The organism is Streptomyces sp. AM 4-1-1 (genome assembly GCF_029167625.1).
Lineage (GTDB): Bacteria > Actinomycetota > Actinomycetes > Streptomycetales > Streptomycetaceae > Streptomyces.
Genome location: NZ_CP119145.1, coordinates 1,870,970 through 1,890,400, shown reverse-complemented (window position 1 = coordinate 1,890,400; position 19,431 = coordinate 1,870,970). Strand labels below are relative to the sequence as shown.

The following is a 19,431-nucleotide window of genomic DNA, read 5'->3' as shown; positions in this document are numbered from 1 at the left end:
GAAGGACAGGGAAGACAGGCAGGCAGGACGGCGCGGTCTCGGACGAATGGCCTACGACCAGTGACTCATGGCGCTCGGCGGTGCCGCGGGACAGACTTCCGGCATGGATCCGCAATCGTCCAAGTCCGTCGACGTCTATCTGGACCGCATCCGGGCCGCGCGCCCCGCACGCCCCGACGCGGCGGCCCTGCGCGCCTTGCAGCTGAGCCATCTGACCACCGTGCCGTTCGAGAACCTGTCCATCCATCTCGGCGAGGACATCGTGCTGGAGGAGGGGGCACTGCTCGACAAGATCGTGGCGGAACACCGTGGCGGATTCTGCTATGAGCTGAACGGTGCGTTCGCCGTACTGCTGAGGGCCCTCGGCTTCCGGGTGTCCCTGCTACAGGCACGGGTGTTCGATCGCGACGGTCGGCTCGGAATCCCGTACGACCATCTCGTGCTGCGTGTCGGGACCGAGGAGGGGGCGGGGGAGTGGCTGGCCGATGTCGGCTTCGGTGACCACGCCCACCACCCGCTCGCGCTCGACGTCCGTACGGAGCAGCACGACCCGCGCGGGGTGTTCCTGATCCGTACGGCACCCGACGGTGACCTCGATGTGCTGTGTGACGGCGAGCCTCAGTACCGCCTCGACCCGAGGCCCCGGGAGCTGGCGGACTTCCGGGCCGGTTCCTGGTACCACCGCACCTCACCGGATTCGCACTTCACCCGGTCCCTGGTCTGCTCGCTGCTCACCGGGTCCGGACGGATCACGCTCAGCGGCACGAGCCTGGTCACCACGGTGCGGGGAGAACGCCATGAGACCTCGCTCGCCACCGACGCCGAGGTGGTCGCGGCCTACCGCGACCACTTCGGACTCGTGCTCGACCGGCTGCCCGAGGTCGCTCCCTCCTGTGAGGGCCTGCGAAGCTCTCCGGCCTGACCCCTTCCGAGCTGCGCATTTGCCCCCTATACCGCAAGAGTGATCGAATGGCCGATCGTCGGCGGGCCGCTGCTCCGACAACGACGTCCAGCCGTCAGGGGCCCCAAGGAGTGAACTGCCCTCTGGAGTGAGTGAGATGTTCGGCCGTTGGTCAGGCAAGGGACAGACGGGAGGCCCGCGCGGCGGGCCGTTCGCCGGCCTGGGCGTACCGCCGTCGGCGGGCGTGCTGAGCTGCCGGGTGCTGGACCCGGTCGACGAACCCGTGCGGCAGGCCGACTTCGTGGTCACCGACAGCGCGGGCCGCAAGGTCGTGGGCGGTGAGACGGACCCCTTCGGTGGCGTCGTCGCGACCGTACCGGCCGGTGAGTACCGGCTCGCGGTCACGGCCGAGGGCTTCACACCGTTCCACGGGACGGCCGTCGTGCCCGAGGGCGGTCACGCCGCACTCGGGGACGTACGCCTCCAGGTTTCGCCGCCTCCGCAGTTGCCCGATCCGGGCGAGTGGGAGATCGAGCCGAACCACTCCCAGATAGGTTTCACCGCCCGCCATATCGGCATGGCCCGTATCCACGGCAGGTTCAACACCTTCGCGGGTGTCGTCCGGATCGCCGACCGCATGGAGGACTCCGCCATGCATGTCGTCATCGACGCCGCGTCGATCGACACCAACGTCCAGATGCGCGACGACCATCTGCGGTCCAGCGACTTCCTGGACGTCGGCCGTTATCCCACGTTGGAGTTCTACGGCGACCGGTTCGCGCACCGCGGTGGCAGCCGCTGGGGCGTGACCGGGGCGCTCACGTTGCACGGTGTCAGCCGCACGGTGACGCTGGAGACGCACTACCTGGGGCTGGGCAACGGTCTGGAGGGCGAGATTCGCGCTGCCTGCCGGGCCACCACGGAACTGCACCGGGAGGACTTCACCCTCACCTGGCAGACCATGCTGGCCCGGGGGATCGCGGCCGTCGGTTCGAGCATCGCCATCGACATGGACATCCAGATCGTCCCGAGGAGCTGACCGCGGCCGGGTCCGTCACGGCCTCTCCAGCCAGCCCTCGTACTCCGCCGCGAACGCGTCGAGCGCCGCGGGATCGAGGAGCCCGGCCGGGTCCTCCACCACCACCAGCCACTGGACGTCCTCGGCGTCGTCCTCGCCGGCCAGCGCGTCCCGTACGAGCTGGGGCTCCTCGCCGACCCCGAACCGGTCGGCGACTTCCCCGGCCACCTCCTCGGCGGTGTCCCGGTCGGGCAGTACCAGTACATGTCTCGTATCCATGTGTCTCACATCGCTCACCCGCCCATTCTCGGGTACGGGGGACGTGCGGACACAGGCCGGGACGGCGCCGCGGCGCGCGCCCGCCGGACGGCCGAGGATCGGTCGGGAGGTACCGCCGCCGGAGCAGGTTGTCGGGGCCTGTTGCCGGGGACCGGCCGGCCAGGATCGACCCGCCGGGAACGGTCGGGAGGAACAGCCGCCAGGATCGGATGTCGGTGGTGCGTGGGATGCTGGTCGGCGATGGCTACCAGGAAGAATTCCACCGACGACCCGCTGGCCCCCATCACGCTCGCCGTGGGGCAGGAGGACCTTCTCCTCGATCGCGCCGTGCAGCAGGTGGTCGCGGCGGCCCGCGCCGCCGACGCCGACACGGATGTCCGTGATCTCACGTCCGACCAGCTCCAGCCCGGCACGCTCGCCGAGCTGACCAGCCCGTCGCTGTTCGCCGAGCGCAAGGTGGTGATCGTGCGCAACGCGCATGATCTCTCCGCCGACACGATCAAGGACGTCAAGGGGTACGCCGAAGCGCCCGCCGAGGAGATCACCCTCGTCCTGTTGCACGCGGGCGGCCCCAAGGGCAAGGGGCTCCTGGACGCGGTGCGCAAGGCCGGGGCGCGCGAGGTCGCCTGTCCCCGGACGACGAAGCCGGCCGAGCGGCTGACCTTCGTACGGTCCGAGTTCCGCACGCTGGGGCGTTCGGCGACCCCGGAGGCGTGTCAGGCGCTGGTCGACTCCATCGGCAGCGATCTTCGGGAGCTGGCGAGCGCGGTGTCCCAGCTGGTGGCGGACGTCGAGGGCACGATCGACGACGCGGTCGTCGGGCGCTACTACACGGGCCGGGCCGAGGCGTCCAGCTTCACGGTCGCTGACCGGGCCGTCGAGGGCCGGGCGGCGGAAGCCCTGGAGGCGTTGCGCTGGTCGTTGTCGACGGGCGTGGCGCCCGTCCTGATCACCAGCGCGCTCGCCCAGGGTGTCCGGGCGATCGGCAAGCTGTCGTCGGCGCGCGGCGGACGACCCGCCGACCTCGCCCGGGAGCTGGGCATGCCGCCCTGGAAGATCGACCGGGTGCGCCAGCAGATGCGCGGCTGGACCCCGGACGGTGTGTCGGTCGCGCTCCGCGCCGTCGCCGAGGCCGACGCTGGGGTCAAGGGGGGCGGGGACGACCCCGAGTACGCCTTGGAGAAGGCCGTCGTGACCATCGCCCGAGCGGCCCGCTCCGGCCGTTGACCGCGCTGTCCCGCGCCGTCCGTTTCGGCCGTTGGCCGCGCTGTCCCGCGACGTCCGCTTCGGCCGCTGTCCGTGCTCCCCGTGCCGACGCCGTTGACCGCGCGGTCCGCGCTGCCGTTCCTCCGGCCTCCGGCCGCCGTCCGTGCCGTCCCTGCTGTCCGCGTTGAGCGTCCGGCACGAGTACGAGCACGAGCACCAAAACGTACACGTACACGAACACGGACACGAGTACGGACACCAGGCACCGCGCGCACCAGGCACCACACACCACGCACCCACCCCGGGCACGCCGAAGGCCCCGGTCGCCGTCCTGGGGAGGACGGTGACCGGGGCCTCGCGGTTCACGCTCGGTGCGCCGCACCCGCGTGGCGAACGCAGGTTCGGTGTGCGGCGCGGGGTGCCGGTCAGGAGCGGAAGAGAGGGCCCGCTGAGTCCGTTCCGGCGATCACATCAGAGGGCTCAGCCCTGGAGGGCGGCAACCTTGTTGGCCAGCGCCGACTTCTTGTTGGCGGCGGCGTTCTTGTGGATGACGCCCTTCGAGACAGCCTTGTCGAGCTGACGGGAGGCGTCGCGGACGGCCGTGGTGGCCTTCTCGACGTCACCGGCAGCGGCGGCCTCGCGGGCCTTGCGGACAGCGGTCTTGAGCGACGACTTGACGGCCTTGTTGCGCAGGCGCGCCTTCTCGTTGGTCTTGTTCCGCTTGATCTGGGACTTGATGTTCGCCACGAAAGAGCCTTTGCAGGTTCGTTGGATCTTCGATGTGCGCCCCGCCGCTCCGAAGAGTCACGAGGCACAGCTGTCCACGGTACCAGCAGCGATCGGACCGGCCCAAACCGGTCCCCGGCCGTCAGGCGTGGGACGATGGGAGCTGCGTATCGATCCGACCGACCCGACATCGACCCGAGACAAGGCGTTCGGCGTCTCAAGAATCAGGACCCTGCGTGCCCGCGACTCCTACCCACGTGCCCGAGCCGAGCCGTACCGACCCGGCGCTGATCCGCAACTTCTGCATCATCGCGCACATCGACCACGGCAAGTCGACCCTTGCCGACCGGATGCTTCAGCTGACGGGTGTGGTCGACCAGCGGCAGATGCGCGCTCAGTACCTCGACCGGATGGACATCGAGCGCGAGCGCGGTATCACGATCAAGTCCCAGGCGGTACGGCTGCCCTGGGCGCCCGACACCGGTGAGGACAAGGGCACCACCCATGTCCTCAACATGATCGACACCCCGGGACACGTCGACTTCACGTACGAGGTCTCCCGCTCACTCGCCGCCTGCGAGGGCACCGTCCTGCTGGTCGACGCCGCGCAGGGTATCGAGGCCCAGACGCTCGCCAATCTCTACCTGGCGATGGAGAACGACCTCACCATCGTCCCGGTGCTCAACAAGATCGACCTGCCGGCCGCCCAGCCGGAGAAGTTCTCCGAGGAGCTGGCCAACCTCATCGGCTGCCGGCCGGAGGACGTGCTCAGGGTCTCCGCGAAGACCGGGGTCGGTGTGGGCGCGCTCCTCGACCGGGTGGTCAGGGACGTCCCCGCCCCGGTCGCGACGGCCGACGGTGCGGCCCGCGCGATGATCTTCGACTCCGTATACGACTCCTACCGTGGCGTCGTCACCTATGTACGCGTCGTCGACGGACAGCTCAACAAGCGCGAGCGCATCAGGATGATGTCGACCGGCGCCACCCACGAGCTGCTGGAGATCGGTGTCTCGTCCCCGGAGATGACCCCCGCCGACGGCCTCGGTGTCGGTGAGGTGGGTTACATCATCACCGGCGTGAAGGACGTCCGTCAGTCCAAGGTCGGCGACACCATCACCTCCCTGAGCAAGGGGGCGACCGAGGCGCTGGGCGGCTACAAGGACCCCAAGCCGATGGTGTTCTCCGGTCTGTATCCGCTGGACGGCTCGGATTACCCGGACCTGCGCGAAGCCCTCGACAAGCTCCAGCTCAACGACGCCGCGCTGGTCTACGAGCCGGAGACGTCGGCGGCGCTCGGCTTCGGTTTCCGCGTCGGCTTCCTCGGCCTGCTCCACCTGGACGTGGTCCGTGAACGCCTGGAGCGCGAGTTCGGTCTCGATCTGATCGCCACCGCCCCCAACGTGGTCTACCGCGTGGACATGGAGGACGGCACCGAGCACATCGTCACCAACCCGAGCGAGTTCCCCGAGGGCAAGATCGACAAGGTGCACGAGCCGATCGTACGCGCCACGGTCCTCGCGCCCAGCGAGTTCATCGGCGCGATCATGGAGCTCTGCCAGAACCGTCGCGGCACCCTGCTCGGCATGGACTACCTCTCCGAGGACCGGGTCGAGATCCGCTACACCCTGCCGCTCGCCGAGATCGTCTTCGACTTCTTCGACCAGCTGAAGTCCAAGACCCGGGGTTACGCCTCGCTCGACTACGAGCCCACCGGCGAGCAGAGCGCCCAGCTCGTCAAGGTCGACATCCTCCTGCACGGCGACAAGGTCGACGCGTTCTCCGCCGTCACCCACAAGGACAAGGCGTACGCGTACGGCGTGCGGCTCGTCGCGAAGCTGCGCGAGCTGATCCCCCGGCAGAACTTCGAGGTGCCGATCCAGGCCGCCATCGGCTCCCGGGTCATCGCCCGTGAGACCGTCCGCGCCATCCGCAAGGATGTCCTCGCCAAGTGCTACGGCGGTGACATCTCCCGTAAGCGGAAGCTGCTGGAGAAGCAGAAGGAAGGCAAGAAGCGGATGAAGATGGTCGGCAATGTGGAGGTCCCGCAGGAGGCCTTCATCGCCGTGCTGTCCACGGACGAGTCGGCGGGCGAGAGCAAGGCCAAGAAGTAGCCCGCCGTTTCCTACCGGGCAGTAGTCCGACGGGCCCCCGCACCCCCGCGAGACCGCGGCGCGGGGGCCCGTTTGTTATGAAGCGGCTGTCCACAGCCTCTTACGTGCGGGACGCGGGCCCTCTACCCTGAGCAGACTTCGTGGTTACTCGCCAGTTAAACAAGCGCCGTTCCCACGCCCGGGGCGCCGCCCACCCCGCACCCGGGACCACGCGGTGACCCGATCGGCGTGGAACAGTACCGACCACAACCCACCATCACATCGCACCACAACACGGAAACCACCACGCGGAAGCAGCAGTCGAGCACCCCACACAGCAGCCGCACGCACCACATCACCACAACCGGTCGTGAAGCACTGCCGCAGGCACCGGAGGACGTCGTGAGCGACACACACACCCTGATCGATAACCGACCGCCCTCCGTGGCGAATCTCTTCATCGACCGCGTGGCGGCCACTCCGGACGGCGAGGCGTACCGCTACCCGGTGCCCGCCGCCTCCGGTGAGGGCCCCGACGACTGGCGGTCGCTGAGCTGGGCGGAGGCCGCCGAGCGGGTGTACGCCGTCGCGGCCGGTCTGATCGCCCTGGGTGTGCGGCCCGAGCAGCGCGTCGCGCTCGCCGCCGCCACCAGCGTCGAGTGGATTCTCATCGACCTCGGTGTGAGCTGCGCGGGCGCCGCGACCACCGCCATCTACCCCTCCACCACCACCTCGGAGTCCGCGTTCATCCTGGCCGACTCCGAGAGCCGGGTACTCATCGCGGAGGACGCCGTCCAGCTGGCGAAGGCCCGCGAGCACCGCGCCGAGCTGCCGTGTCTCGACCATGTCGTCGTCATCGACCCGGCGGACGTCGAGCCCGACGACGACGACCCCGAGGGCTGGCTGCTCACGCTCGCCGAACTGGAGGCCCGCGGCGCCGCCCACCTGGCCGAGAACCCCCGGGCGGTCAAGGACCGGACCGACGCCATCACCCCCGACCAGCTGGCCACCCTCATCTACACCTCGGGCACCACGGGCCGCCCCAAGGGCGTGCGGCTGAAGCAGGACAGCTGGTCGTACATGGCCAAGGCCACGGTGGCGACCGGACTGATCACCGAGAACGACGTCCAGTACCTCTGGCTGCCGCTCGCGCACGTCTTCGGCAAGGTGCTGACGTCCGGCCAGATCGAGGTCGGCCACGTCACCGCCGTGGACGGCCGCGTCGACCGGATCATCGAGAACCTGCCGGTCGTCCAGCCGACGTACATGGCCGCCGTCCCCCGTATCTTCGAGAAGGTATACAACGGGGTCGCCGCCAAGGCGCGGGCCGGGGGCGCCGCCAAGTACAAGATCTTCCAGTGGGCGGCAGGCGTCGCCCGCGAGTACGCCGAGGTGTCCCAGGACAACTTCCGGCGCACCGGCCGGGCCTCCGTACCGTTCCGCCTCGGCGCCCGGCACAAGGTCGCCGACCAGCTCGTGTTCGCCAAGATCCGCGAAGCGTTCGGCGGCCGGCTGCGCGCCTGCATCTCCGGGTCCGCCGCGCTCGCCCCCGACATCGGCTACTTCTTCGCCGGCGCGGGCATCCACATCCTTGAGGGATACGGGCTCACGGAGACCAGCGCCGCCTCCTTCGTCAACCCGGGCGAGGCGTACCGCACCGGCACGGTCGGCAAGCCGCTCCCCGGCACCGAGGTGCGGATCGCGGACGACGGCGAGATCCTCCTGCGGAGCCCCGGCATCATGGAGGGCTACCACGGACTGCCCGAGAGGACGGCCGAGGCGCTGGAGGCCGACGGCTGGTTCCACACCGGGGACATCGGCGAGCTGTCGGCGGACGGTTTCCTCCGGATCACCGACCGCAAGAAGGACCTGATCAAGACGTCGGGCGGCAAGTACGTCGCCCCGGCCGAGGTCGAGGGCCGGTTCAAGGTGGTGTGCCCGTTCGTCTCGAACATCCTGGTGCACGGCGCCGACCGGAACTTCTGCACCGCGCTCATCGCGCTCGACGAACCGACCATCCTGCAGTGGGCGGGCGAGAACGGCATGGCCGGCGCCTCGTACGCCGACGTGGTCGCCTCACCACAGGTCGTGGAACTCATCGAGGGGTACGTACGGCAGCTCAACCAGGGACTCCAGCGCTGGCAGACCGTCAAGAAGTTCCGGCTGCTGCCCCGTGACCTCGACATCGAACACGGTGAGCTGACCCCCAGCCTCAAGCTGCGGCGGCCGGTCGTCGAGCGGCAGTACAAGGACCTGATCGAGGACATGTACGTGGGCGCCCGCGAGGCCTGACCCCACCTGCCCTACCTGACGCACCCGCACCGCCCGTACCATCTGGGCGGGAGCCGTCGAGTGCGCGTGACGCGGACGGGGCCACCGGCTCCGTCCGCGTCACTGTGTCACGCTTCGGCCCACGAGCCGTGAACCGTTGACCCACGCCCACTTCGGTAACTCGACGCTTATGGGCAGGGTCAGTCTGTCACTCTGTCTGTATCGTCAGCGGCGCGCATAGTGAGAAACGGTCAGGAGCCGCACCGTGGGACCAATTCCCTTGCAGCGGGACACCGTTCACCGTCCCGAGAGTTCCGCAGGACAGGAGGGGCCGCTGCCGGTCGCCCGCACCAGCCTGCCCGGAAACTCCCTCGCCCCGTCCGCCGCCCGCAAGTTCGTCCGGGCCGTGCTCGCCGAGTGGGCCGCGACCGGCCTGCCCGCCGCCGCCGGATTCAGCGAAGGGCTCTTCGACGACGCGGCGATCGTCACCAACGAGCTGGTCACCAACGCCGTGGTGCACGCCGGAACCGCCGTCGAGCTGGTCGCCCGGCTGGAGGGCGCGACCGACGAGCAGCCCGCGGCCCTCGTACTGGAGGTCGCCGACCACCACCCCGCCCGCTCGGTACGCAGCGAACGCCCCGACCTGGCGCATGTCTCCGACCCCAGCGGCCGCCCCGGCCCCGCCGAGTACGGCAGAGGGCTGCAACTCGTCGCCGGGATCACCGAATGCTGGGGCATCACCTACCGCACCGGCCTCAAGACCGTCTGGGCCCGGCTGCCCGTCGACGACTGGCACGCCTACCCGGACCCCTCCGCGGAGCCCGGCACCAGGACCGGCCCGAACGGCGAGGAGCTGTTCGCCCCCACGCCCCGGCGCACCGCCCGCGAGGACGCCGACCGGGCGAGCCGCGGCGCCCTCTCCTTCCTCGCCGAGGCGTCCGACCTGCTCGCCGGCCAGCTCGACGAGGACATAGTGGCGGCGCTCGCCGCGCAACTGCTGGTGCCCCGCCTCGCCGACTGGTGCGCGGTCTGGCTGGAGAGCGAGGGCGGCGGCCCGGCGGCGCTGCCCCGGCTCGCCCGCGTCTGGCACAGCGACGAGTCGGTCACCGAGCAGCTGCGCGCGGCGCTGGAGAAGGAACCCCTCCGGCTGCCCGGCATCGTCGGGACCGGCCCGGTGCGGCTGCCCTGGCCCGAGGACGCGGGGCTGAAGGGCGGCGAGGGTGTCGCCCTCGCCTACCGGATAGCCGCCGGCGACCGGGTCCTCGGCGCCGTGCTCCTCGGCCGGGAGGGCATCGCCCGGGTCCCCGACGAAGTGACCGCCCTCATCGAGGACTTCGTACGGCGGGTCGGTCTCGCCGTCGGCGCCGCCCGCCAGTACACCCGGCAGGCCACCATCAGCCGCATCCTGCAACGCGGACTGCTGCCCAGCAAGGTCGCCGAGATCCCCGGCGTCACCAGCTCGCTCGTCTACGAACCCAGCGACGACGGTGTGGTCGGCGGCGACTTCTACGACATCTTCCCGTGCCCCGGCGACCGCTGGTGCTTCGTCCTCGGTGACGTCCAGGGCAGCGGCCCCGAGGCCGCCGTCGTCACCGGCCTCGCCCGGCCCTGGCTGCGACTGCTGGCCCGCGAGGGGTACGCCGTCGGCGAGGTCCTGGACCGCCTCAACCGGCTGCTCCTCGACGACGCCATGGAGGCCGCCGAGGCCGCCGCCCTGATGGTCGCGGCGGCGGGCGCGGGCGGCCAGCAGATCCCGGACGGCACCCAGTCCCGGTTCCTCTCCCTGCTGTACGGGGAGCTGGTACCGCTTCCCGGGGGCGGCGCGCGCTGCACCCTGGCCAGCGCGGGACACCCGCTGCCGCTGCTGCTGCGCCCCGACGCGACGGTGCGCCCCGCGGCCGAGTCGCAGGTCCTCCTCGGGATCGTCGAGGACGTCGCGTACGAGTGCCAGACCTTCGACCTCGCGCCGGGGGACAGCCTGCTGTGCGTCACGGACGGGGTGACGGAGCGCCGCTCGGGGAGTGTGATGTTCGACGACGGGGACGGCCTGGCCAAGGCGCTGGCGAGCTGCACCGGGCTGACCGCGGAGGGCATCGCGGACCGGATCAACCGGGCGGTGCACGAGTTCGCGGAACGGCCCCCGGACGACGATCTGGCGCTGCTGGTGCTCCAGGCGACCTGAGACCGGCCGACCTGAGACCGGCCGACCTGAGACCGGCCGACCTGAGACCGGCCGACCTGAGACCGGCCGAGCTGAGACCGGCGGCCGGGGGCGGGCACGCGGGCCGGAAGACCCGGGTATCGGGCACGCGGGCCGGGACCCGGGGAGATCGGGCACGCGGGCCGGGACCCGGTGGATCGGGCGCTGCGGCGTGCCACTGCCCGCCCGCTCGGGACCAGGCCCGCTCCGGACCAAGCCCGCTCCGGACCAGGCCGCTCGGGACCAGGCCGCTCGGGACCAGGCCCGCTCCGGACCAGGCCGCTCGGGACCAGGCCGCTCGGGACCGGGCCCGCTCCGGACCAAGCCCGCTCCGGACCAGGCCGCTCGGGACCAGGCCCGCTCGGGACCGGGCCCGCTCCGGACCTGGTCCGCCCTGGACGGGGTTCGCCCTGGACAAGGCCGGCCGCGGACCGGGCCCGCCACCGATTCGGTCCCGCCCTGGACCGGCTCCGCCCTGGGCCGGTCCCGCCCTGGACCGGCTCCGCCCTGGGCCGGTCCCGCCCTGGGCCGGCTCCGCCCTGGACGGGGTTCGCCCTGGGCCGGCCCGCGCGGGCCGGCCGAACCGGTGGCGGGCCCGGTCCGGTCGGCGGCGAGGGACAATGGTGGGTATGCCTTCCGTACTGCCCGATGGTGAACCCGTGCCCGAGGACGGGGCCCTGCCCCGCCATGCCCTGGAAGGCGCCGCCGACCGGCCGCTCGGCTTCTATCTGCATGTGCCGTACTGCGCGTCCCGCTGCGGCTACTGCGACTTCAACACGTACACCGCCACCGAGCTGCGCGGCTCCGGGGGCGCCCTGGCCTCCCGGGACAACTACGCCGCGCATCTGATCGAGGAGGTCCGCCAAGCCCGCAAGGTCCTCGGTGACGACCCGCGCCCGGTCCGCACGGTGTTCGTCGGAGGCGGCACGCCGACACTGCTCGCGGCCGGTGATCTCGTACGGATGCTGGGGGCGATCCGTGACGAGTTCGGGCTCGCGGACGACGCCGAGATCACCACCGAGGCCAACCCGGAGTCGGTCGGTCCGGCGTACCTGGCGACGCTCAGGGAGGGGGGATTCAACCGGATCAGCTTCGGCATGCAGAGCGCCCGGCAGCACGTGCTGAAGATCCTGGACCGGAAGCACACCCCCGGCCGGCCCGAGGCGTGCGTCGCCGAGGCCCGGGAGGCGGGTTTCGAGCACGTCAACCTCGATCTGATCTACGGCACACCGGGGGAGACCGACGACGACTGGCGGGCCTCCCTCGACGCGGCGATCGGCGCCGGCCCCGACCATGTGTCGGCGTACGCGTTGATCGTCGAGGAAGGCACCGGGCTGGCCCGCCGCATCCGCCGCGGTGAGATCCCGATGACGGACGACGACGCGCACGCCGACCGGTACCTCATCGCGGACGGGACGATGGCCGCCGCGGGCTACTCCTGGTACGAGGTCTCCAACTGGTCCCGCACCCCCGAGGGCCGCTGCCTGCACAACGAGCTGTACTGGCGCGGCGCCGACTGGTGGGGCGCGGGCCCCGGCGCCCACAGCCACGTCGGCGGGGTGCGCTGGTGGAACGTCAAGCACCCGGGGGCATACGCGCAGGCCCTGTCCGAGGGGCGGTCGCCCGGTGCCGGGCGCGAAGTCCTCTCCGACGAGGACCGCCGGGTCGAACGCATTTTGCTGGAGCTGCGGCTCGTGGACGGCTGCCCGCTCTCCCTGCTGGCCCCCGCGGGACTCGCGGCGGCGGGGCGCGCGGTCCGGGACGGACTGCTTCAGGAGCAGCCGTACGGGGAGGGGCGCGCGGTGCTGACGCTGCGCGGGCGGTTGCTGGCGGACGCGGTGGTGCGGGACCTGGTGGACTGAACGGGGCCGGGACCGGCGACGGACCTCACCGGTCCCGTCTCATCCCCGCCGCTGGTCCTCCGGCGCCGTGACGAAGTCGATCAGTTCCTCGACCCGGCCCAGCAGCGCCGGTTCCAGGTCGCGGTACGAGTGGACCCTCGACAGGATGTGCTGCCAGGCCGCGCCCGTGTTGTCCGGCCAGCCCAGCGCCCGGCACACCCCCGTCTTCCAGTCCTGCCCGCGCGGCACCACCGGCCAGGCCGCGATCCCCACCGACGACGGCTTCACCGCCTCCCAGACATCGATGTACGGGTGTCCGGCCACCAGCACGTCCGGGTCCGAGACCTGGGCGGCGATCCGCGACTCCTTCGACCCCGGGACCAGATGGTCGACCAGCACCCCGAGCCGGGCCCCCGCGTCGGGGGCGAACTCGCGGACGATCGCCGGGAGGTCGTCGATGCCCTCCAGATACTCCACGACCACCCCCTCGATCCGCAGATCGTCGCCCCAGACCCGCTCGACCAGCTCCGCGTCGTGCCTGCCCTCCACGTAGATCCGCCCGGCCCGTGCCACCCTGGCCCGCGCCCCGGGAACCGCCACCGAACCCGACGCCGTACGGGACGGCCGGACCGGTGCGGGCGCGGTCGCCGACGGGCGTACGAGGGTGACGACCCTGCCCTCCAGCAGGAACCCGCGCGGCTCCATCGGGAACACCCGGTGCTTGCCGAACCGGTCCTCCAGGGTCACCGTCGGTCCCTGCGCGGTCTTCTCGCAGCGGACCACCGCACCGCAGAAGCCCGTCGAGACCTCCTCCACGACCAGATCGGGATCGGCGGGGACCTCGGGCACGGGGGCGGACCTCTTCCACGGCGGAGTCAGGTCCGGTTGGTAGCTGCGCATTGCACGACGATAACGGCCTCTCCCGCGACAGGGAGTGCGGATCGGCGAGCGGCGTCGCGGGGTGTCGGGAGCCCGTTCCCCGAAGCGGGGGAGCCGTGGGACGGGAACGGCCGTGGATCGCGAAAGCTGACGGCACGCCGAAGCGCCCCGTCCCCGGCCGTCCGCCGCTCACCGCTCACCCGCCGGAGCGGTCAGCCCCGGTTCCCGCCCCTCACCCGCCGGAGCGGTCAGCCCCGGTTCCCGCCCCTCACCCGCCGAAGCGGTCAGCCCCGGTTCCCGCCCCTCACCCGCCGAAGCGGTCCGCCAGCAGATCGCGCTGCGCCCGCACGAACGCCGCGTCCACCACCGCCCCGTGCCCCGGCACGTACAGCGCGCTCTCGCCGCCCAGCGCCAGCAGCCGGTCCAGCGCGGCGGGCCACCGGGAGGGAACCGCGTCCGGGCCCGCCTGCGGTTCGCCGGACTCCTCCACCAGGTCGCCGCAGAGCACCACGGCCGGGCCGCCCGCCGCCCCGGGCACCAGCACCGCCAGATCGTGCCCGGTGTGTCCCGGTCCGACGGCGGCGAGCAGCAGCCGACGGCCACCGCCCAGATCGAGCGTCCGTTCCCCGGACACCTCGTGGCGCGGGACCACCAGCGTGTCGACGGCCTCCGCCGCCTCCCGTTCGGGCACGCCGTGGCGCACCGCGTCCGCGTACAGTTCCTCCGACCCGCGCCTCAGCCGGTCCGCGATCCCGACCGCCCCGTACACCTCGACCCCGGCGAAGGCCGCCGTGCCCAGCACATGGTCGAAGTGCGGATGCGTCAGTGCGACATGCGTCACCCTCCGGCCGAGCAGCGCCTCGGCCCGGCCCCGCAGTTCGACGCCCTCCCGGAGCGTCGAGCCGGTGTCGCAGAGCAGCACCCCGTCCGCTCCGGCCACCAGCGTGACCGTCGCGTCCCACCCCGGGAGCCGTCGCCGGCCCACGCCTTCACCAAGTCGCTCCCAGCCGGACTCTTCCCAAGAGACGTTCATACGACGACGCTATCGACAGTGGTCCGCCGGGCCCCGGGGTGGCCTGGCCGGTCGCCCTTGCCCGGCCCCCACCCCACCCCCGTACACTGACCGGAGGACTCGTTGGCACTCACCCGCACAGAGTGCCAAGGAATTCCGGAGAACCACCGAGGAACGACAGTGGGAGGTGTGCGCGGTGCTCAGTGAACGCAGACTCGAAGTGCTGCGCGCCATCGTCCAGGACTACGTCGGCACCGAGGAGCCCGTCGGCTCCAAGGCGCTCACGGAGCGGCACAAGCTCGGGGTCTCCCCGGCCACGGTGCGCAACGACATGGCGGTGCTGGAGGACGAGGGTTTCATCGCCCAGCCGCACACCAGCGCGGGACGCATTCCGACGGACAAGGGCTACCGCCTCTTCGTCGACCGGCTCGCGGGCGTCAAGCCCCTGTCGCCACCGGAGCGCCGGGCCATCCAGAATTTCCTCGACGGCGCGGTCGACCTCGACGACGTGGTGGGCCGTACGGTACGGCTGCTGGCGCAGCTGACCCGGCAGGTCGCCGTCGTGCAGTACCCCTCGCTGACCCGCTCGACGGTGCGGCACGTGGAGCTGCTGTCGCTGGCGCCCGCCCGGCTGATGCTCGTCCTGATCACGGACACCGGCCGGGTCGAACAGCGCATGATCGACTGCCCCGCGCCGTTCGGTGAGACCTCTCTCGCCGATCTGCGGGCCCGGCTCAACAGCCGGGTCGTCGGACGCCGCTTCTCGGACGTCCCGCAGCTGGTGCAGGACCTGCCGGAATCCTTCGACAGCGAGGACCGTGGCACGGTGGCCACGGTGCTGTCGATCCTGCTCGAATCCCTCGTCGAGGAGACGGAGGAGCGGCTGATGATCGGCGGCACCTCCAACCTCACCCGCTTCGGGCACGACTTCCCCGTGATGATCCGGCCGGTGCTGGAGGCGCTGGAGGAGCAGGTCGTGCTGCTGAAGTTGCTCGGCGAGGCGACGGACCCGGGCATGACCGTACGTATCGGGCACGAGAACGCCCACGAGGGGCTCAACTCCACGTCCGTCGTCGCGGTCGGCTACGGTTCGGGCGACGAAGCAGTCGCCAAACTCGGCGTGGTCGGACCGACCCGCATGGACTACCCCGGAACGATGGGAGCGGTACGCGCAGTGGCACGTTACGTCGGACAGATCCTGGCGGAGTCGTAAGTGGCCACGGACTACTACGCCGTACTCGGCGTGCGCCGCGACGCACCTCAGGACGAGATCAAGAAGGCATTCCGGCGGCTCGCGCGCGAGCTGCACCCGGATGTGAACCCCGATCCGAAGACCCAGGAGCGGTTCAAGGAGATCAACGCCGCTTACGAGGTGCTGTCGGACCCGCAGAAGAAGCAGGTCTACGACCTCGGCGGGGACCCGCTGTCCTCGTCGGGCGGCGCCGGTGGCGCGGGCGGCTTCGGGGCCGGGGGCTTCGGCAACTTCTCCGACATCATGGACGCGTTCTTCGGTACGGCGTCGCAGCGCGGGCCCCGCTCGCGCACCCGGCGCGGCCAGGACGCGATGATCCGGCTGGAGATCGATCTCGCCGAGGCGGCGTTCGGCACGACCAAGGACATCCAGGTCGACACGGCCGTCGTCTGTGCGACCTGCAACGGCGAGGGCGCCGCACCCGGCACCTCCGCCCAGACCTGTGACATGTGCCGCGGCCGTGGCGAGGTCTCCCAGGTCACCCGGTCCTTCCTGGGCCAGGTCATGACCTCGCGGCCCTGCCCGCAGTGCCAGGGCTTCGGCACGGTCGTGCCGACCCCGTGCCCGGAGTGCGCCGGCGACGGACGCATCCGCTCCCGGCGCACGCTCACCGTGAAGATCCCGGCCGGTGTCGACAACGGCACCCGCATCCAGCTCGCGGGTGAGGGCGAGGTCGGCCCCGGCGGCGGCCCGGCCGGCGATCTGTACGTCGAGATCCACGAGCTGCCGCACACGGTGTTCCAGCGGCGCGGCGACGATCTGCACTGCACGGTCACCCTCCCGATGACGGCGGCGGCGCTCGGCACGAAGGTGCCGCTGGAGACGCTGGACGGTCCGGAGGAGGTCGACATCCGGCCGGGCACCCAGTCCGGCCAGTCGGTTCCCCTGCACGGGCGCGGCATCACGCATCTGCGGGGCGGCGGCCGTGGCGATCTCATCGTGCACGTCGAGGTGGTCACCCCGTCGAAGATGGACCCGGAGCAGGAGCGGCTGATGCGGGAGCTGGCGAAGCTGCGCGGCGAGGAGCGGCCCCTCGGGCAGTTCCAGCCGGGGCAGCAGGGCCTGTTCTCCCGGCTGAAGGACGCCTTCAACGGACGCTGACGCGCCCGATGGCCGGGCAGCCCGGCCGAACTCCCGTACCGCCCGCAGGTCATGGACCGGCGGGCGGTCGGTGTGTCCGGGCCGGGCCGGCGACGACCGCCCGGGACCCGGTCCGCCTCCTCCACGCGCCCGCGGGGCCTGATGCGGGGGCCCGCACGGGACGTGACACGATGCTGACATGTCCTCCGCGTTGACCGATCTCTGCCGGTATCCGATCGTGCAGGCCCCGATGGCGGGCGGAGCGTCATGCCCGCAGCTCGCGGCGGCCGTCGCCGAGGGCGGTGGGCTCGGCTTCCTCGCCGCCGGGTACAAGACGGCGGACGGCATGTACAACGAGATCAAGCAGGTACGCGCGCTGACCGGTAGCCCGTTCGGCGTCAACCTCTTCATGCCGCAGTCGGGTCTCGGCGACCCGAGCGCCGTCGAGGTGTACCGGCACCAGCTCGCGGGCGAGGCCGCCTGGTACGAGACCCCGCTCGGCGACCCGGACGCGGCGGGCGACGACGACGGTTACGAGGCGAAGCTGGCGATCCTGCTGGAGGACCCGGTCCCGGTCGTCTCCTTCACCTTCGGCTGCCCCACCCGCGACACCCTCGACGCGTTCGCCAGGACCGGTACGTTCACCGTCGTCACGGTCACCACGCCCGAGGAGGCGCAGGCCGCCCAGTGGGCGGGCGCCGACGCGGTCTGCGTCCAGGGCATCGAGGCGGGCGGCCACCAGTCGACGCACCGCGACGACCCCCAGACCGACCACACCGGCATCGGGCTGCTCTCCCTCGTCACGCAGGTCCGGGAGACCTCACAGCTGCCGGTCATCGCGGCGGGCGGACTGATGCGCGGCTCGCAGATCGCGGCGGTGCTGGCGGCGGGCGCGGAGGCGGCGCAGTTCGGCACGGCGTTCCTGGGCTGTCCCGAGTCCGGGGCCCATCCGCTGCACAAGCAGGCGCTGACCAATCCGCTCTTCGTACGGACCGCCCTGACCCGGGCGTTCTCCGGGCGCCCCGCCCGGGGGCTGGTCAACCGCTTCATGCGGGAACACGGCCCGTACGCCCCGGCCGCGTACCCCCAGGTGCACCATCTGACGAGCGGGCTGCGCAAGGCCGCCGCGAAGGCGGGGGACGCCCAGGGCATGGCGCTGTGGGCGGGCCAGGGCCACCGGCTGGCCCGCGAACTGCCCGCTGCCCGGCTGACCGGACTGCTCGCCGAGGAACTGGACACCGCGACGACGGCACCGGACCGGAGGAGCGCGCCGTGACCGCCCCGGCGACGGCGGTGGCGTCCCGCCCGAGGAACCCGAACAGCACACGGAACACGGGCAGCACGAGGAACACGAGCCACACGAGGAGCAGCCGGTGACCGCCCCGGTCTTTGTCGTCGAGAACATCCCGCAGACCCCGGAATTCGTCCTGGACGGTCCCGAAGGCCGGCACGCCGTGTCGGTGAAGCGGCTGCGGGCCGGTGAGGACGTCGTCCTGACGGACGGCCGCGGCAGGCGGGCCGAAGGTGTGGTCAAGGCGACGGAGGGCAAGGACCGGCTCGTCGTGACCGGCCTGGGGGCGTACACCGAGGAGCCCCCGCCCACTCCCCGGATCACCGTCGTCCAGGCCCTCCCCAAGGGCGACCGGGGAGAGGTCGCCGTCGAGACGATGACGGAGACCGGCGTCGACGCGATCGTGCCGTGGCAGGCCGCGCGCTGCATCACGCAGTGGAAGGGTGACCGGGGCCCGAAGGCCCTCACCAAGTGGCGCAGCACCGCGCGGGAGGCCGGCAAGCAGTCCCGCCGGGCACTGTTCCCCGAGGTCATGGACCTCATGACGACCAAGGGGGTGGCCGGACTCCTGGCGACGGCGGACTTCGCGGCCGTCCTGCACGAGGACCCGGAGTGCGCCGGTGAACCGCTGGCCACCGTGGACCTCCCCGCCGAGGGCGGGATCGTCCTGGTCGTCGGGCCCGAGGGCGGTGTCTCCCCGGACGAACTGGCCGCCTTCACCGCGGCGGGCGCCCGGGTCTGCCGCCTGGGACCGAGCGTGCTGCGCACTTCCACGGCGGGCACGGCGGCCACCGCGCTGCTGATGGGACGCACCGGACGCTGGGGCTGACGGCCGCCCCCCGGCGTACCGCCCCCGCGTACCGCCCCCCGGCGTACCGCGCCCGGAACCGGCGTGAGGTGACCACACCGGACCGATACCATACGTGTGTACGGAGACGACCAGCAGTGACCATGTCCGCGCCGCGGCCGTGGTCGCCGAGGAGCCGAGGAGGCCCGGACATGGCGGGAGAACCGCAGCCCGACTGTCTGTTCTGCAAGATCGTCGCGGGGGAGGTCCCGGCCACCGTCGTGCGGGAGACCGCGACGACCGTCGCCTTCCGCGACATAAACCCGCAGGCCCCCACGCATGTGCTCGTCATCCCCCGGGTCCACCACCCGGACGCCGCCGCGCTCGCCGCCGCCGAACCGCAGATCGCCGCGGACGTGCTGCGCGAGGCCGGGCAGGTGGCCGCCGACGAGAAGATCACCGACAGCGGTTACCGGATCATCCTCAACACCGGTTCGGGCGCGGGACAGACCGTCTTCCACGCGCACGCCCATGTGCTCGGCGGCCGCGGCCTCCAGTGGCCCCCCGGTTAGCGCCGGTCACGGCACCGGAACGGAAC

The 19,431-nt window shown here is 71.7% G+C and carries 16 protein-coding genes; 12 read left to right on the top strand and 4 right to left on the bottom strand.

The annotated features are described in order from the left end of the window. Nucleotides 1-103: 103 nt before the first annotated feature. The gene (locus PZB75_RS07965; protein WP_275534594.1) at nt 104-922 is read left to right on the top strand and encodes an arylamine N-acetyltransferase; all 819 of its coding nucleotides are present in this window, start codon (nt 104-106) and stop codon (nt 920-922) included. A 136-nt stretch (nt 923-1,058) separates the two neighbouring features. Continuing rightward, nucleotides 1,059-1,940, top strand: coding sequence for a YceI family protein (locus tag PZB75_RS07960; protein ID WP_275538628.1), 882 nt, complete (start codon nt 1,059-1,061; stop codon nt 1,938-1,940). Between the two features lie 15 nt (nt 1,941-1,955). On the opposite strand, the gene PZB75_RS07955 is transcribed toward PZB75_RS07960, so the two are convergent. Beyond that, a complete protein-coding gene (locus PZB75_RS07955) occupies nt 1,956-2,198 on the bottom strand; it encodes a hypothetical protein (RefSeq protein WP_275534593.1) in 243 nt (80 codons plus the stop codon). A 240-nt stretch (nt 2,199-2,438) separates the two neighbouring features. On the opposite strand from PZB75_RS07955, the gene holA reads away from it, so the two are divergent. Continuing rightward, the gene (gene holA / locus PZB75_RS07950; RefSeq protein ID WP_275534592.1) at nt 2,439-3,425 is read left to right on the top strand and encodes a DNA polymerase III subunit delta; all 987 of its coding nucleotides are present in this window, start codon (nt 2,439-2,441) and stop codon (nt 3,423-3,425) included. Nucleotides 3,426-3,884: 459 nt separating this feature from the next. On the opposite strand, the gene rpsT is transcribed toward holA, so the two are convergent. Beyond that, complete coding sequence (gene rpsT / locus PZB75_RS07945) at nt 3,885-4,151, bottom strand: 30S ribosomal protein S20 (RefSeq protein ID WP_275534591.1); 267 nt, start codon at nt 4,149-4,151, stop codon at nt 3,885-3,887. Between the two features lie 215 nt (nt 4,152-4,366). Between rpsT and lepA the strand changes: the two genes are divergently transcribed. From lepA to hemW, 4 genes are all read left to right on the top strand, one after another. Next, nucleotides 4,367-6,241, top strand: a complete 1,875-nt coding sequence (lepA, locus tag PZB75_RS07940) for a translation elongation factor 4 (protein ID WP_275534590.1) — start codon at nt 4,367-4,369, stop codon at nt 6,239-6,241. Nucleotides 6,242-6,622: 381 nt separating this feature from the next. Beyond that, a complete protein-coding gene (locus PZB75_RS07935) occupies nt 6,623-8,512 on the top strand; it encodes a long-chain fatty acid--CoA ligase (RefSeq protein WP_275534589.1) in 1,890 nt (629 codons plus the stop codon). A 244-nt stretch (nt 8,513-8,756) separates the two neighbouring features. Next, a complete protein-coding gene (locus tag PZB75_RS07930; RefSeq protein WP_275534588.1) occupies nt 8,757-10,673 on the top strand; it encodes an ATP-binding SpoIIE family protein phosphatase in 1,917 nt (638 codons plus the stop codon). Nucleotides 10,674-11,311: 638 nt separating this feature from the next. Beyond that, nucleotides 11,312-12,553, top strand: a complete 1,242-nt coding sequence (gene hemW, locus PZB75_RS07925; RefSeq protein WP_275534587.1) for a radical SAM family heme chaperone HemW — start codon at nt 11,312-11,314, stop codon at nt 12,551-12,553. 39 nt (nt 12,554-12,592) lie between these two features. Here hemW and PZB75_RS07920 read toward each other — a convergent pair whose 3' ends face one another. Further along, on the bottom strand, nt 12,593-13,432 hold the full coding sequence (locus PZB75_RS07920; RefSeq protein WP_275534586.1) for a DUF3097 domain-containing protein: 840 nt from the start codon (nt 13,430-13,432) through the stop codon (nt 12,593-12,595). A 283-nt stretch (nt 13,433-13,715) separates the two neighbouring features. After that, nucleotides 13,716-14,444: an MBL fold metallo-hydrolase gene (locus PZB75_RS07915; RefSeq protein WP_275534585.1), complete on the bottom strand. Its 729-nt coding sequence runs from the start codon at nt 14,442-14,444 to the stop codon at nt 13,716-13,718. 175 nt (nt 14,445-14,619) lie between these two features. Here PZB75_RS07915 and hrcA point away from each other — a divergent pair, with 175 nt between their 5' ends. The 5 genes from hrcA (at nt 14,620) to PZB75_RS07890 (ending at nt 19,405) form a co-directional block, all read left to right on the top strand. Next, the gene (hrcA, locus tag PZB75_RS07910) at nt 14,620-15,636 is read left to right on the top strand and encodes a heat-inducible transcriptional repressor HrcA (RefSeq protein WP_275534584.1); all 1,017 of its coding nucleotides are present in this window, start codon (nt 14,620-14,622) and stop codon (nt 15,634-15,636) included. Further along, complete coding sequence (gene dnaJ, locus PZB75_RS07905; RefSeq protein WP_275534583.1) at nt 15,637-16,776, top strand: molecular chaperone DnaJ; 1,140 nt, start codon at nt 15,637-15,639, stop codon at nt 16,774-16,776. Between the two features lie 178 nt (nt 16,777-16,954). Beyond that, nucleotides 16,955-18,031 carry a nitronate monooxygenase gene (locus tag PZB75_RS07900; RefSeq protein ID WP_275534582.1) on the top strand — a complete coding sequence of 359 codons (1,077 nt, stop codon included), beginning with the start codon at nt 16,955-16,957 and terminating at the stop codon, nt 18,029-18,031. A 97-nt stretch (nt 18,032-18,128) separates the two neighbouring features. Continuing rightward, a complete protein-coding gene (locus PZB75_RS07895) occupies nt 18,129-18,875 on the top strand; it encodes a 16S rRNA (uracil(1498)-N(3))-methyltransferase (RefSeq protein WP_275534581.1) in 747 nt (248 codons plus the stop codon). A gap of 170 nt (nt 18,876-19,045) precedes the next feature. Further along, entirely contained in the window at nt 19,046-19,405 is a 360-nt protein-coding gene (locus PZB75_RS07890) for a histidine triad nucleotide-binding protein (RefSeq protein ID WP_275534580.1), read from the top strand. The last annotated feature ends 26 nt before the right edge of the window (nt 19,406-19,431 follow it).

Coding starts and splice junctions, on each gene's coding strand:
- PZB75_RS07965 (WP_275534594.1), top strand. CDS start 104: ATGGATCCGCAATCGTCCAAGTCCGTCGACGTCTATCTGGACCGCATC.
- PZB75_RS07960 (WP_275538628.1), top strand. CDS start 1,059: ATGTTCGGCCGTTGGTCAGGCAAGGGACAGACGGGAGGCCCGCGCGGC.
- PZB75_RS07955 (WP_275534593.1), bottom strand. CDS start 2,198: ATGGATACGAGACATGTACTGGTACTGCCCGACCGGGACACCGCCGAG.
- holA (WP_275534592.1), top strand. CDS start 2,439: ATGGCTACCAGGAAGAATTCCACCGACGACCCGCTGGCCCCCATCACG.
- hemW (WP_275534587.1), top strand. CDS start 11,312: ATGGTGGGTATGCCTTCCGTACTGCCCGATGGTGAACCCGTGCCCGAG.
- PZB75_RS07920 (WP_275534586.1), bottom strand. CDS start 13,432: ATGCGCAGCTACCAACCGGACCTGACTCCGCCGTGGAAGAGGTCCGCC.
- PZB75_RS07915 (WP_275534585.1), bottom strand. CDS start 14,444: ATGAACGTCTCTTGGGAAGAGTCCGGCTGGGAGCGACTTGGTGAAGGC.
- PZB75_RS07900 (WP_275534582.1), top strand. CDS start 16,955: ATGTCCTCCGCGTTGACCGATCTCTGCCGGTATCCGATCGTGCAGGCC.
- PZB75_RS07890 (WP_275534580.1), top strand. CDS start 19,046: ATGGCGGGAGAACCGCAGCCCGACTGTCTGTTCTGCAAGATCGTCGCG.